This is a genomic window from Flectobacillus longus (assembly GCF_030056705.1).
Taxonomy (GTDB): domain Bacteria; phylum Bacteroidota; class Bacteroidia; order Cytophagales; family Spirosomataceae; genus Flectobacillus; species Flectobacillus longus.
On the sequence record NZ_JASHIC010000039.1, the window covers coordinates 24,416 to 37,590 of the forward strand.

Below are 13,175 nucleotides of genomic sequence, written 5' to 3' on the forward strand. Positions count from 1 at the left end.
TTAAGAATTTAAGAGGTTTTCCTTTGCATAAATAGGTAAGTGAAAATTCCAATGAGAATGGCAGCACTTGGTATAATCCAAGCTAGTGGGTTGTTCTTGGTTTCACTTGCTACACTTGAACCTGTGAGCTTTCGAATCAGGAGTTTCCCTTTGGTTTTGACCGCCTGCCAGTATTCTCCTTGCACACTGAGCCAGCTAATGTATCCACCTTCGTATAACTCACGGGGTCTTTTCAATAATCCAAGAAAATCATACTTGATACCTTCGACATGAACCTTGTTGAACCAGTCGGGTGTGATGAAATTCGATACTTCAACACCATCAATCAAATAGCCTTTTCCGTCTGTGGCATCAGCGACTTCCTCAACATAAAGTGGGTCATCTTCATTTTCCTTAAACCCTGTGGTTTTTCTAAACTTCTTTAGATAAGGATTATGAACTATTTCCAGAATCTCATGCGAAAGAACATAGCTGACTTTGCTAGAATATCTAACCTTGCCAAATGGAATACCATCGTCATCGACTCCATGAAAGCCACCAAGGTCTTCGCCAATGTCATATTCGATGGTTACAGGGAAATAGCCAACAGGAATTAACGAGGTACTACTAAAAACCGTAGCTTGAGCTTCAATTGCCCAATAAGGTGCAAAATGTAGTGCCAATTGCTTATTGATAGCTACTACGATTTTTCGTAGTAGCTCAAGGTCTATTTCCTTCACTTTTGATACTACTCCGATTCTAATCATCCTTCTTTTTTAAATAGATAAAAATGGCAGTGCCTATGCCCACAATAGCTAGACCAACCACCCAAAGGATATTCTGACCTGTTCTTTGCAACTGTTGTTGCTGAACATTGGGGTCAGGTTGTTGGTTGTTAAGGTTGGAATCCTGACTGATGGCATTGGGGAAAATACTGGTAAAAAGTAGTCCCACACCTGCCAAAACTCCGCCCCAATTGGTATTAGTTTCCTTCTGTGCTATGACATTGCCTTGGTTGTCTTTTACCTGCAAAATTGTGCCACTGGCTGAAACAGGATTCTGTGTTTTTCCTGTAAAAATACCTTTAATACCTCCCCAAATATTGGAGATAGCTTGACCGACCTTGGTTTTGCCGTTTTTATCCGTATTTGTCTGGTTCGAACTATCCGTTTTGGAAGTGTCCAAACCCTGTGAAGTGTCCGTTGCTGTCTTTTTCATTAGTCTTCTTTTTTACGAGTGACAATTGCCCAAATCGTGACACCAATCAGCACCACACCAGCAATCAGACCAAGGATTAAACCTGTTTTGGAACTACTATTGTCAGAGCCTGAACCAGATCCACTTCCTGTAGCACTGGTTGGCGCCTTAGAGAGCTTTTCTTTTAGGGTTTTGGTATCCACATTACCCGATTGTCCTTGCTCAGCGAGTTGGGTGAGTTCGTCTTGGTCATTGGAGACATCTGATAGTCTCACCCAGACCAAGGCTGGAACAGGGAAATCATCTCCAGAACCTGTATAACCACGAATCTCGACGGCTACTTGGACGTAGGCAACGCCACCCAAATACTTGGTCTTACCAGCAAACACGCCCACCACATCCCCAAATTCAAACTCTACTAAGAGCTTACGTTGTGGTGGATAGGTTGAGCCACCAATGAATAATTGCATGGGAACGGTATCGGGGTCACTTTCTGCCAAGAACTTTAATTCGTTGCCAATGGGACTGTCGTCATATTGTTGATAGCCTGTCGCAAAATCAACCAGACCGATGACTTGCCCAACGCCTGGTATTAAGTAGGTCAGAAAGCTTCGATTACTCGTGGTGTCTACCCAAGGATTGTATTTTCGTTCTTCCTTCTTTCCTGCAAAGGCTGTGAATCGTAAGCTTTTGGCATAAAGAATATCACCTTGTTTCATTTCGTATAGGTTTAGCGGTTATTCGTATTTATTGATTTTTCGAAGTTCTTTTTCCTTACGAAGCTGGATAAAGTTTAGCATCATTCCTGACACATAGAAACCAGCGATACATAAGCCGACAAAGAAGCTTCCGAGTTTTAAGAGTTTGTTAAACATCGTTTCAAGGGTATATTCGTGGATAGAGTTTTTGAATCATTAACCGCAAATCATTGGGTGAAACACTCTCAGGGTCATGACTTGCTAGTGGCACACCTGATTTACAAAGTGCAACATAGCAGAGGTCAGCACAACAAAAACCATCTTGACTCAGCCCCATTGGATATAGCATACTTCCCAAGACCCCACCCCAATTATAGGGTTTCCCTACCTTTCGTGCTACGTATTTTCGTGTCTCGGCTTCGTAGTACCACGGAATTTCGTAGAACTCCCAATAAAACGGGTTTCGGTTCTTGTCTTCTGGAAAGATGTTTACACCTGTAAATTCATTTGAAGAACCGACCTTACCATCTGAGAAAACCAGCTCACAATGAATAAATTCACTTCTTAGAAAAGTCTTCATCAGTTTGCCATAAAAGTCTTTTCCATCGTGTTGATAGTGCTTAAAAGCAATCATGAATTTTCTCATCCTGCAACGACCTCTTCTTCCTTAGGTGGTACTTTAGGCTTGACACTGGCATCCACGGCTTTGTAACCTAGATAGGATTCAAGTCCTGCTTTGGTCATCTCTAGCTTTTCGTGCATCTCTGGAATAAACACTTTGATAATTTCGCAAACGAAAATTCCCAAACCTGCAATTGTAGTTTTGGGATTATCGACCGCCACCTTGATAAAAGCTTTTAAGCCTGTTACATCTGACTTTTGAGCATTTGTAGGATTCTGTTGAGCGACCATTTGCTGCATCACCAAGGTATTTTGATGGAGTGCTGCTAATATTTCATCCTCATACTTTGCCATAATGATTGTTAGTTATCGTCCTCATTGTCCTCTATTACCTTTCCAGACTTCATGTTCTCATGCTTGAGCTTCTCATTCTTGATTTTCCAATACACATAAATTGCGGATAAAAGAAAGAAGCCTGCTTGTGCCAAATCTGAAAAGTCATGAATGATGAAGCCCATGACTGGTATTTCTAAGAGCATATCGGAATCGGTATAGTATATGTTTCTAAAAACGTTTAAGTTCATTTGAAAACCTTGATGGTTTGTTTGATAAAATCCTTGATTAGCGCTTTGACTGCTTGCCATGAATCAGGTCGAACGATAAAGTAGCCTGTTGCCACAAAGAAGCAAATCCCTATGATCCACAACAAAGCCCTGCCAGTTTGGGAACTAATCGACCCTGTCGTTAGATTTATTTTGTCGTAGCCGACTGGCAAGGCTTTGTTTAGGAATAGTTTCACTTCTGCCACTGTCACTACGCCATCTGCGTTGTAATCAAGTGGGTTGCTATTGTAAGCCGATGTACCTTTACTGTAGAGTACTGTATTGTCAGCTTTACCGAATGCGATGGGAAAATGTACCAAAAAGTAAAGTTGATACGCGTCCTTTGGTACACCTCTTTCCTTGATTCTTCGTTTGAGGTATTCTCTCACATAAGGCAATTGCTGCACGTGGTTCATCTTGTAAAGCGCTGCGGTGCTTGTCCCTAGGTCTTTGGCGGTACTTTCCAAAAACTGAATCAATCCCGTTGCTGTACCTTTAGGGTTTCGAGCCTGTGGATTGAGCCTTGACTCTGCCCACATAACAATCATGAGCCAATCAGGATTTTTGATACCTAGGTCTGAACAAATCGCCTTAACCGTATTCTCAAAGGCTGTCCGAAGGTTTGAGGGTATTTTTTCAATATAAACTAAGCTCATAACCAAACGGAATTTTGTCTTTGTATTCAGGTAGTTTCTTGTGGAGTTTTACGGCATTTTGGACAGACTTTTTAAAGAAGAATTTTACATCTAATACTTCCAGTTTGCCGTCTCTATCACCATAAACCGTATCTAGTACTTTGTTGTATTGGTAGGCTTTTTCACGCTCGTAAGCAATGACATAGCCATCACCTCTACCAAGGGCAGCGGGATGGAAAATAGCTAGATACACATCATAAGATGAGTTCATCTTCCCGATATAGGGTTTGAGATAAGGATACACTAGGTGTTCTAATTGCCATTCTCCAAACTTACCCTTTACTTGCCCTAATGAATAGCCCAAACGTCTTAGCGTACTTGGCAAACATTGAATCAAGCCGAATGCTTCTGAGAGCTTATTTTCTGCTTGCGAGCTGTGCTTACTTTCCACCCAAATGACCATCATCAGCCATTCAGGCTTGATTTTGAGTCTTTGAGCTACCTCTCGTACTTTGGAGATATAGCCGTAAGGGTTTCGATATGTGAGCCATTCAAAGGGTAGCATATATTAGTTGTTAATCCACTTTTTCAAAAAGATTGAGATAAGAATTAGGAGCGTACCAGCCCCTAGGGCAGTAGCTCCAAGTTTTAAGGCACTAGGCACATCAAATTGTACATTGATATTGGCTGTACCTAGATTGCCTAATAATCCACTTTGGTTATTCATTAGTAGTTAAGTTTTAGGGCAATCATACGCTGTTCCATTCGAGTTTGCTGGTCGCCATTCCATGAGAAGAGAATCTTCTTCCAGCTTGTGACTCTAGCCCAAAGGGTTGCCGCATCCTTTTTGCCGTATTTGGCATTATAGGTCTGAACAAGGAGATGGAATTGGTCGTTAGTTAGTGAAAGCGCTTTGATATAGGCATCTCTCAAATCATCGCTATTGCCAAACCATGAGTCAAAGTAGGCATGGAATTCTTCTACCAATGGGTTAGGATTCCAGTCTTTTGGAAGCCCTGAGCCTGAATTAGGAAGTGGGAGTTCCAAAAAGGTTTCCTCTTTGGGCGTTGTCAATCGCTTGTAGGCATAAAATGCAGCCGCACCAAAGACAGCGTACCAGAATACACTCGAAGAGGTGAGCTTGTTGACCACCTTGAGGAAAGTTCCCCATGCTAGGCTTAGTGCTTTCATTAATCACCTTTGAGTTTAAAGAGTTTTCCGATTAGTTTAATCGCTAAAAAGCCTGCTACTGCACCGATTGCACCTTTGATGATGACTTCCTTGACTGTATAGCCTTCGCCAGTGTTTACTTGGGTCACTACAACGTCCTTGGTTTTTCCTGTGGTAGTGTCTGTTTTGGTGACAGTCTTTTTCACAGGTTGATTGACTACAGGTTTGACCGTCGAGCAATATTGAGCAGCTACATAACCTACTCCACCCATTGCCAAGTTGAACTTCAAGAAGCCATTGACACTTTTACCATCGGACTGACCAATCAAATTACCTTTATTAACGGCTGATTTAATGGCTGAGGTTAAAGAAGCTCCCGTTCTGATTCTGACACTATCGCCTGTGCAATAGTAGTTTTTCGTTCCAGAAACGACGGTTGGTGTTGAAATAGTGGTAAGGTCAGACAAAGGAACAATGGCGTTGGTACGATATTTTAGCATATACAAAATAGGTTTGTACAACTGAACTAAAGCTAGTTTAGTATCCTCATAGACATCTTGGATAATTCCCAATTGAAGCCCATTGTTCACCTTCCCAATTACACCACCAAAGTCAATTTTGCTTGGATTATCTTCATCCCAATCGGCAGTATCATACAACTTGACGTAACCGTATTTAGGGGATGTTGCCTTAACGGACATTCCTATACGGACATTTTTGATATCAATTGCCATTGTGTTTGAGTTAAGACCAGACAGCCTATATTGATAGGCTGTCTAGCATGATTATCTTAGTCTTCGTCCTCGTTGCTAAAAGACTTCCAAGCGAAGTAGGCAGCCAAAGCGGCTAAACCAGCTAACACGTAGTTAAGCGGCTTTTTATAAAATGGAGTGGCGGCCTCTGGAGATCCTTCGGTAGATGCGCTTACACTTGAACCACCCAAGACTTCTTTGATGACGTCAGTAGCGTCTTTTGCGACAAATGGCGTATTGGCAATGGCGCCTTTACCATCTGCATACAAACCGATTTCTTTGTCTGAGGCTGTCGTGTAAGCCATACCAGCCGATTGGGTTTCTGGCAAAGCAAAAGGTTTCAAGGCCTTGGCATACTCTGAGATACCAGCCTCATTGAACCAACCTGAACCTTCCAATTTAGAAAGAGGCATAGGTTCAAAGGTGCTACCGCTGCTATGTTTGGCAAAAAGGACTTTTTGTGAGTTGATTTCACAAAGAGCGAGTGTCCAAGTACTGGTTTCGCTGAATTTGAATGCGAAAATTACGTCACCTTGTTTAATTGCACCAAGTGCATGGATATTGATAATAGATGCCATTTTCTTGTGTTAAGAGGTTTGGAGTTTAAAGGAAAATTGAAATTGATTGGGTTTAATTAAAGCCCTCGTAGGGGATTTTGCGAGCATCAAGGATGTTCTGGAGCTTTTTCGAGTACGCCATCAATCTAATAACTAATTCGTTGTCGATGGTTACTGGTGCTGGCTCAACATAACCTTCCTTTGGAAAATCCACTAAGTTTTGTTGGGTGTACTGCATGGGCGTTGTACCAGTTTTAAGACCAACTGCCACCAAGTCTGCATCCGAAGCAAGTAGGTTGGTATGCTCGGTATTAAACCCATTGAGAATACTCAATTTTGGGACAATGGTAGCATGAGCAAAATACTCTTTTCCTACTGGAATCAGCTTGTCAGGTGAATTACTGGCTGCAATACAGGCAAAGGTTAGACCCAAATGCCGAAAGATTTTAATGTTTCTGGTGATACCATCGTTGTAGTTGACAATAGCGATAATATCACCATTTTGATACTGTTTTGCGAAATTCATGTTGAATAGAGATAATATGAGAGCCTAAAACGAAACAAAGAGGATTAACTCTTACTCAGCATAGTTTACTTCAATATCTACCGAAATAGAAGCTAAAAGCGGTAAGATGATATGCTTGTCTAAAGTGATCTGCTCATTGACATGATAAATAAAGGAATCACCACCTTCGTGTTTAGCTTCAACCACGCGTGAAATAGCTACACCTTTTCGAGAGGTAGTGTTTACTTCTAATTTTTGGCTCATTTGAGCGAGCTGGTTCAATTCAGACTTTACCTTCACACGAATACTTTCAATGGTCGGCGGATACACGTAATCAAAATCCTGTACGTGGTCTAAGAGAATGCCCTCTTCAGGTGTTGCCGTGATTTCGGTATCGTTATCGACTGCTTTGAACGTCCCATCGGTTACGTAGCGACCATTCAAAACATTGCCTAAGCGAAGACCAGGCATAAGGCAGACTTTGACATCTTTGTCACCGTTTTTGAGGTTGTACTTCACACTCTTAGACGGCGGTGTACTTTCCTGACTAGGGTTTAAATCAATAATGTTTGACATGATAAATAGGTTTTGTTGCTAGGTTGATTTTTCCTTGTTTGCAGCTACAAAATTACAATGGCTTTTTAAGGCTTTGGAGGTAATATGGTGGTAGTAAGGAGTTAATAAAGTGTAGTTGTAGTGTAAGAGTGAATCATATCTAAGTTTTACATTGGTAAGTTATTGAGTAAATAAGAATTACATAAACTTAATTTACGAAACTAATAACATCTTGACTTTTAAAATTCCTTGATAGTATGGGGATAAACAAGTCACATCCAACTTGTAAGTGCCATAGTGAATCGCATTAATGACATAAAGCAACTATCTATTCACTTGCTGGTTTTCTCATGAATATATTTCTTTATTTCCTTGTTTTTTGACCGAATAAAGAGGGTATATATAAGTCATACATAATCCAAAAAATCTTTTTAGTTATTAAATTATCCTTTTGCATATTTATTTTTCTCATCTTTTGTACTCTCTTTGTAGTCCCAAAACTAAATAAAGAATTACTATTGTTTAACACAAATAATAGAATTACCAATTTCATTCTCTCTCTTCTTTCTTAATCTTATTGTAGTAGCGTTAACTTATAAAGATAAACGACTAATTACATACATGATAAAATATAATCATCTCTTTAAACAACTTAAAAATATAGGTTGTGGGTATATTCTACTAACCTCAAATTGGAGTGTTACAGAGGTTAGTGAAGAAGCACAACTTTTATTAGGCAACATCCAAATAAATGACTTAGCCTATTTTTTTATCCAAAATTATGGCATAAATATTGAATATGTTAGACATAAAATTCAAATAAATAGTGGAACTTTTAAAATAATTTGCCATTATACTCCCTTGAAGACGGAGCATGAACTATGTTTTTTTTCTGAAGATGAGGAGATTACATTATTCATCAGAGAAATATCTACTTCTTCAGAAACATTACTAAAAGAGTTATTTGATCTAGCTCCAGTTGCTATGATGGCTTATGACTTTGAAAGAGATAAAGTCATTGTCAATGATAATTTTAGTCAACTTATTGGCTACCAGAATCAAGATTTAAAGTCGATGCAGGAGTGGTTATCTTTGGCATTTCCTGAAGAGAACTACCGTCAGGAAATTTATAATCAGTGGTTTGAGGGAATTTCGAATGTACAGGCTGGTGAACAAACCTTTGTACCTTTTGATTCTAAAGTCAGATGTAAAAACGGTACTTTTATGTATTTTGATGTTTCTTTCAAACTACTTAAACAATTTACAATTCTGTCGTTTATTGATATTACCGAAAGAGTTCTAACTCAGATTCATTTGGAGGAAAGTCGAAGTGACTTTCAAAGAATTACTAATGAAATCAATGAAATTCTGTGGATTACAAACAGTACTAACGATGAGGTATTATTTATAAATAAAAGTATTGAAAAGATTCTATCAGGATATTCTCAAAACTTATCTACTATCAAGGATTTTTATACGATAATACATCCAGAAGATTTACCTAAACTATTAGATGCGCAACAAGCCTATCTAAATAATACCTCCATTCCTCTAAGAATTTCAACAAGAGTTATACTATCCGACGGAATTTGTAGATGGTTTGAGCTTGTAAAGTTTCCTTTGTTAAATGAACAACTCCAAGTTTACAAACATGTTGGTCTTGCCAATGATGTAACTACTAAAATAGAAGAACAACTTAAGTTTGAAAGATTAAATCAGCTGCAAAACACATTGGCGAAACTCGCCATTACTTTTATTAATAAACCCTACCAAGATTTTCAAAGTGAATTAGTCAACATACTTGAAACGGTCGGAAAATCAACACAAACCTCAAGAGCTTTTATCTATACTTATGAACAAAATCAGGGAAAATTAATAAAGACTCATGAATGGATTTGTCCGACACAAGTCATTGAGGACGATGACCAACTTCTAGAGATAGCTATATCTGAGGCGAAACCTCTTTTTAACAAACTCATTGATGACAAAATATTATATGTTTACAATATTGAGGAACTAAGCTCTTTCCCTCGGATTTTTGATGCTTTATTGAAGGAGTCTGTAGGTTCGATTATAGTTTTACCTTTTTTTGAAGGTAATGAGGTAATTGGAGTGCTTGGACTTATGACGTCGAAAGAGCAACGAGCCTTTGGAAAGGATGAAATAGAACTTCTAAAAGTGCTGGCGGAACTTATTCAAAACGTCACAATTAGGTATAATGTAGAAAACTCATTAATAGAGCGAGAACAGGAGTTTCGTGGAATTTTTGAAAACCTATCAGAGGGGATTGTCTATCAAAACCGGGATGGCTCAGTCATTCGAGCCAATAAAAGTGCTTCCAAAATTCTAGGTATTGAGAATATCAATACTACAACAATTTCAAAACTATTCAAGGAAGTTAAATTTTTAGATACGAACAAAGTTACTATTGACTTAAACCACTTACCTTTTGCGAGAGCTCTTGCCACTGGCCAACCTGTTATTGGAGAAATTGTTGGAATTAAGTATCATTCAATTACGCAGGAAAAATGGCTACGTGTAAATGCTATACCTGAATTTAAAGAAGAGGACTCTATTCCATTTCGTATATTCTATACGTTCGTTGATATTACTGAACAAAAAACTTCTGTTGATTTCTTAAAAGAAAGTGAGGAAAAATACAAACGACTTACAGAAAATATCAAAGATATTGTCTACAGAATTGAATTAGTACCTCAAAAGAAATTTACATACGTTAGTCAATCTATTCGCCAAATTATAGGATATGAGCCAGAAGATTTTTACAACGGTATTGAACTTGCATCCAATGTTATTTATGTAGACGATCGGGACAAATTTATGGAATTGATGGAAAAGAAAAATTTCTTCAATACCCCTATTATGTTGCGATGGGTAAAGAAAACTGGAGAAATTGTATGGGTTGAACAACGGAGTGTACCTATCTACAATTCATCGAATGAACTTATCGCTGTCGAAGGTATTATTCGAGATATTACCGATTCAAAAAAAGCATTTGATAATTTACATTATTTAAGTCGCTTACAAGAAATTCTTATGAGGGTATTCTTGGATTATATCAGTATTACCTCGAGTGAAGCCGATGCAAAGATTAATACAGCTTTGGAAGAATTAGCAAATTGTATCCAAGTAGACCATCTGTTTATTGCAAATTATCGAGACTCTTATTCTTCGTTTGTTATAAAAAATGAATGGAGAAAGACTAATCCTGATACAGTCAAAACTACTCAAATCGAACTGGAACAAAGATTGGAAGAAATTTACCAACGACATATTCAAGGGGATTCATATCATTTTGTAATAGAATACACTAGTATGGTCCTTGAACCAATTTTCACCCGCGATGAGTTAGTAGGATTTGTGGGTATCAAGATTAGTAAAGAAGTTGAAAGAGACGATAAGTTTGATGAGCAAATTCTCAAGATGTTGGCTAAGATGTTAACCAACATTTTAGAAAGACAAAAAATCATCTCTGAGATAGAAGAAAGCAGACAATTACTCAACAATATCATAAATAATAATGGCTCAGTCATTTATGTAAAAAATCTTCAGGGGGTTTATCAAATTGTTAATTCAACTTGGGAGTCTGTTCTGAATATTAGTAAGTCACAGGCATTAGGAAAAACAGATTTTGATTTATTTCCAGAGGATTTTGCCAAAGAATTTATCTCAAATGATCTTGATGCACTCAATAGTGGACAACCGCTTTATTTTGAGGAGAAGGTGATTATTGATTCAGAAAAACGTGATTTTATTAGTGTAAAGTTTCCTGTTCGAGACTCAGCAAATCAATTAATAGGTGTAGCTGGGATGAGTACTGATATTACAAGGATTCGTAACATAGAAAAAGCCTTAAGAGAAAGTGAAGCTAATCTAAAGGCAATACTTGATAGCTCTTCTGAAAGTATTTGGTCGATAAACACAAATTTTGAAATTATTTATGCGAACAAAGTTGTTCGTAGAGACTACCTTGAGTCATTTGGTGTTGAGCTTCATAAAGGTATAAACATCCTTAATGCCTTACCAGACCTAGTAAAAAAAGAATGGAAGAGTCGTTATCAACAAGTCTTTGAAAATAAGGTTATACAATTTAACGATAAAATACCCACACACAATAAGACCTATTATTTAGAAATTTCGATGAATCCTATTTTGTTAGATGACCAAGTGGTAGGTGTATCTGTTTTTAGTAAAAATATTTCAAAAGAAAAGTATGCCATCAATGATGTACTTCGATATAATAACATATTTGAAAATCTGCTTAATGAAATTTATTTATTCGAAGTTCATACTTTAAAGTTTTTGGGAGCAAATAAAGCTGCCATAGATAATATTGGATATAGTGCCGAAGAGCTCGTTTGTCTTACTCCAGTTGATATAAAGCCATTGATAGGCCGTAATGAATTTCTTGAATTAATAAATCCTTTAATTACTGGCCAAAAGAAAAAACTTATTTTTGAAACCATACATCGTCGAAAAAATCTAACACAATATCCAGTTGAGGTTCATCTTCAAATAGTTGAAATAGAACAAGAACGTCAATTTGTAGCTATTGTAGTAGATATTACAGAAAGGAAGACCGCATCTTTAGCACTCATAGAGAGTGAAAATCGATTCAGAAGATTATTCCAAAATAATGCATCTATCATGTACATTATCAATCCTGACAACGGGCAGTTTGTAGATATGAATGATGCTTGTATAAACTTTTATGGCTGGACAAGAAATGAATTTAGTCAACTTAATATTTTGGATATCAATACTTCAGAAGATGATGTTACCAGAAAATTTGAATTGATTACCAAGAATAAGGGGCAGGTATTTGAAACGAAACAAAGGAATAAAGGTGGGGTAGTATTTGATATGGAAATCTATAGCTGTATGATTGAAATAGGTAGTCAAAACCTAATTTTTGAAATAGCTCATGATGTGACTGATCGAAACAAATACTTTAATGCGGTCGAGATACAAAATAAAACTTTGAAGGATATTGCATGGGTGCAGTCGCATGTAGTTCGAGCTCCTCTCTCTAGATTAATGGGATTAGTATTGCTATTAAAAGATGGGATGGAAGACTCTGAAATACGTGCCCAATGTCTAAATCATATTATTAGCTCAGCATTTGAAATAGATCAAATTATCAAAGATATCACCAATAAAACTTACAGCGTAAAAGAACTTGAAATGAATATTAACAATGCAATCGCAACAAAGCATAAAAACGTATATGTCTCAATAGTTGACGATGATAGTTCCGTTCAACTGTTGCATAAACTCTTAATTGAGAAGGTAGGGATTGCTACAACGCCCAACCAATTTTTGAGTGGATTAGGAATGCTGAATTTTATAGCATCTCATGATTCGCAAACAGATGTACATATTATCTTCTTAGATATCAATATGCCAGAAATGAATGGTTGGGAGTTTTTAGAAAACCTCAATAAAAGATACCTTTCATGTACAGTGAAAGTAGTTATTGTGTCGTCATCAATCGATCAAGCAGATTATAATAGAGCTTGGACGTATCGGTGGGTGATTGAATTTTTTAGCAAGCCACTCGATTTGAAAAAATTGAACGAGCTGAAAAGTCATGTGGATCTAAGCGATTTTTTCAAGGAAAATAACAAATAAGAGATTGAAGTTATTCATCCTCGAAAGTCAAATAAGTGAACAAATACTAAAAAATGGAATACTGAAAGTATTTGTCTTTCTTGCGCTTTACATAAACAGTATAGATTTAATAAACTGAATTTTCGATGGGAACAATCAAAAAATTTCAAGTATGCATAAATCAGAAAAGTAACAGTCTTTTGATTTAGACGCTATTTATAGATTAATGTGAATTTTTCGAAATTTTGGTAGAATCAAATTAGTATTTAAAACTAA

The 13,175-nt window shown here is 37.3% G+C and carries 16 protein-coding genes; 1 reads left to right on the top strand and 15 read right to left on the bottom strand.

Going from position 1 to position 13,175, the window contains the following annotated elements; genetic code table 11:
* Window positions 1-8: 8 nt before the first annotated feature.
* From QM491_RS23510 to QM491_RS23580, 15 genes are read right to left on the bottom strand one after another with little or no spacing between them, the layout of a single operon-like run.
* Window positions 9-746, bottom strand: a complete 738-nt coding sequence (locus tag QM491_RS23510; RefSeq protein WP_283329986.1) for a hypothetical protein — start codon at window positions 744-746, stop codon at window positions 9-11.
* Window positions 739-1,197, bottom strand: coding sequence for a hypothetical protein (locus QM491_RS23515; protein ID WP_283329987.1), 459 nt, complete (start codon window positions 1,195-1,197; stop codon window positions 739-741). The genes QM491_RS23510 and QM491_RS23515 overlap by 8 nt, the downstream gene beginning before the upstream one ends.
* Entirely contained in the window at window positions 1,197-1,895 is a 699-nt protein-coding gene (locus tag QM491_RS23520; protein ID WP_283329988.1) for a hypothetical protein, read from the bottom strand. Before QM491_RS23520 ends, QM491_RS23515 begins: the two co-directional genes overlap by 1 nt.
* A gap of 18 nt (window positions 1,896-1,913) precedes the next feature.
* Window positions 1,914-2,051, bottom strand: a complete 138-nt coding sequence (locus QM491_RS23525) for a hypothetical protein (protein WP_166554030.1) — start codon at window positions 2,049-2,051, stop codon at window positions 1,914-1,916.
* 4 nt (window positions 2,052-2,055) lie between these two features.
* Window positions 2,056-2,520 (bottom strand): hypothetical protein, encoded by a 465-nt coding sequence (locus tag QM491_RS23530; RefSeq protein ID WP_283329989.1) that lies wholly within the window; start codon window positions 2,518-2,520, stop codon window positions 2,056-2,058.
* Window positions 2,517-2,849 (bottom strand): hypothetical protein, encoded by a 333-nt coding sequence (locus QM491_RS23535; RefSeq protein ID WP_283329990.1) that lies wholly within the window; start codon window positions 2,847-2,849, stop codon window positions 2,517-2,519. Before QM491_RS23535 ends, QM491_RS23530 begins: the two co-directional genes overlap by 4 nt.
* An 8-nt stretch (window positions 2,850-2,857) precedes the next feature.
* Window positions 2,858-3,079 carry a hypothetical protein gene (locus tag QM491_RS23540; protein WP_283329991.1) on the bottom strand — a complete coding sequence of 74 codons (222 nt, stop codon included), beginning with the start codon at window positions 3,077-3,079 and terminating at the stop codon, window positions 2,858-2,860.
* Window positions 3,076-3,753 (bottom strand): transglycosylase SLT domain-containing protein, encoded by a 678-nt coding sequence (locus tag QM491_RS23545; RefSeq protein ID WP_283329992.1) that lies wholly within the window; start codon window positions 3,751-3,753, stop codon window positions 3,076-3,078. The genes QM491_RS23540 and QM491_RS23545 overlap by 4 nt, the downstream gene beginning before the upstream one ends.
* On the bottom strand, window positions 3,734-4,297 hold the full coding sequence (locus QM491_RS23550; protein ID WP_283329993.1) for a transglycosylase SLT domain-containing protein: 564 nt from the start codon (window positions 4,295-4,297) through the stop codon (window positions 3,734-3,736). Before QM491_RS23550 ends, QM491_RS23545 begins: the two co-directional genes overlap by 20 nt.
* Window positions 4,298-4,300: 3 nt before the next feature.
* Window positions 4,301-4,459 carry a hypothetical protein gene (locus QM491_RS23555; RefSeq protein WP_166554115.1) on the bottom strand — a complete coding sequence of 53 codons (159 nt, stop codon included), beginning with the start codon at window positions 4,457-4,459 and terminating at the stop codon, window positions 4,301-4,303.
* The gene (locus tag QM491_RS23560; RefSeq protein ID WP_283329994.1) at window positions 4,459-4,923 is read right to left on the bottom strand and encodes a hypothetical protein; all 465 of its coding nucleotides are present in this window, start codon (window positions 4,921-4,923) and stop codon (window positions 4,459-4,461) included. Before QM491_RS23560 ends, QM491_RS23555 begins: the two co-directional genes overlap by 1 nt.
* Window positions 4,923-5,636, bottom strand: coding sequence for an SH3 domain-containing protein (locus QM491_RS23565; protein WP_283329996.1), 714 nt, complete (start codon window positions 5,634-5,636; stop codon window positions 4,923-4,925). The genes QM491_RS23560 and QM491_RS23565 overlap by 1 nt, the downstream gene beginning before the upstream one ends.
* 56 nt (window positions 5,637-5,692) lie before the next feature.
* Window positions 5,693-6,232, bottom strand: a complete 540-nt coding sequence (locus QM491_RS23570; protein WP_283329998.1) for a hypothetical protein — start codon at window positions 6,230-6,232, stop codon at window positions 5,693-5,695.
* Window positions 6,233-6,284: 52 nt separating this feature from the next.
* Window positions 6,285-6,737, bottom strand: a complete 453-nt coding sequence (locus QM491_RS23575) for a hypothetical protein (protein ID WP_283329999.1) — start codon at window positions 6,735-6,737, stop codon at window positions 6,285-6,287.
* 51 nt (window positions 6,738-6,788) lie between these two features.
* Entirely contained in the window at window positions 6,789-7,292 is a 504-nt protein-coding gene (locus QM491_RS23580) for a hypothetical protein (RefSeq protein WP_283330000.1), read from the bottom strand.
* Window positions 7,293-7,892: 600 nt separating this feature from the next.
* Here QM491_RS23580 and QM491_RS23585 point away from each other — a divergent pair.
* Entirely contained in the window at window positions 7,893-12,920 is a 5,028-nt protein-coding gene (locus QM491_RS23585) for a PAS domain S-box protein (protein WP_283330001.1), read from the top strand.
* Window positions 12,921-13,175 lie beyond the last annotated feature (255 nt).

What these genes read in the sequence shown, in the direction of transcription:
- QM491_RS23545 (WP_283329992.1), bottom strand. Translation starts at nt 3,753, where the DNA reads ATGAGCTTAGTTTATATTGAAAAAATACCCTCAAACCTTCGGACAGCC.
- QM491_RS23520 (WP_283329988.1), bottom strand. Translation starts at nt 1,895, where the DNA reads ATGAAACAAGGTGATATTCTTTATGCCAAAAGCTTACGATTCACAGCC.
- QM491_RS23535 (WP_283329990.1), bottom strand. Translation starts at nt 2,849, where the DNA reads ATGGCAAAGTATGAGGATGAAATATTAGCAGCACTCCATCAAAATACC.
- QM491_RS23575 (WP_283329999.1), bottom strand. Translation starts at nt 6,737, where the DNA reads ATGAATTTCGCAAAACAGTATCAAAATGGTGATATTATCGCTATTGTC.
- QM491_RS23540 (WP_283329991.1), bottom strand. Translation starts at nt 3,079, where the DNA reads ATGAACTTAAACGTTTTTAGAAACATATACTATACCGATTCCGATATG.
- QM491_RS23530 (WP_283329989.1), bottom strand. Translation starts at nt 2,520, where the DNA reads ATGAGAAAATTCATGATTGCTTTTAAGCACTATCAACACGATGGAAAA.
- QM491_RS23565 (WP_283329996.1), bottom strand. Translation starts at nt 5,636, where the DNA reads ATGGCAATTGATATCAAAAATGTCCGTATAGGAATGTCCGTTAAGGCA.
- QM491_RS23510 (WP_283329986.1), bottom strand. Translation starts at nt 746, where the DNA reads ATGATTAGAATCGGAGTAGTATCAAAAGTGAAGGAAATAGACCTTGAG.
- QM491_RS23550 (WP_283329993.1), bottom strand. Translation starts at nt 4,297, where the DNA reads ATGCTACCCTTTGAATGGCTCACATATCGAAACCCTTACGGCTATATC.
- QM491_RS23585 (WP_283330001.1), top strand. Translation starts at nt 7,893, where the DNA reads ATGATAAAATATAATCATCTCTTTAAACAACTTAAAAATATAGGTTGT.
- QM491_RS23515 (WP_283329987.1), bottom strand. Translation starts at nt 1,197, where the DNA reads ATGAAAAAGACAGCAACGGACACTTCACAGGGTTTGGACACTTCCAAA.
- QM491_RS23555 (WP_166554115.1), bottom strand. Translation starts at nt 4,459, where the DNA reads ATGAATAACCAAAGTGGATTATTAGGCAATCTAGGTACAGCCAATATC.
- QM491_RS23560 (WP_283329994.1), bottom strand. Translation starts at nt 4,923, where the DNA reads ATGAAAGCACTAAGCCTAGCATGGGGAACTTTCCTCAAGGTGGTCAAC.
- QM491_RS23570 (WP_283329998.1), bottom strand. Translation starts at nt 6,232, where the DNA reads ATGGCATCTATTATCAATATCCATGCACTTGGTGCAATTAAACAAGGT.
- QM491_RS23580 (WP_283330000.1), bottom strand. Translation starts at nt 7,292, where the DNA reads ATGTCAAACATTATTGATTTAAACCCTAGTCAGGAAAGTACACCGCCG.
- QM491_RS23525 (WP_166554030.1), bottom strand. Translation starts at nt 2,051, where the DNA reads ATGTTTAACAAACTCTTAAAACTCGGAAGCTTCTTTGTCGGCTTATGT.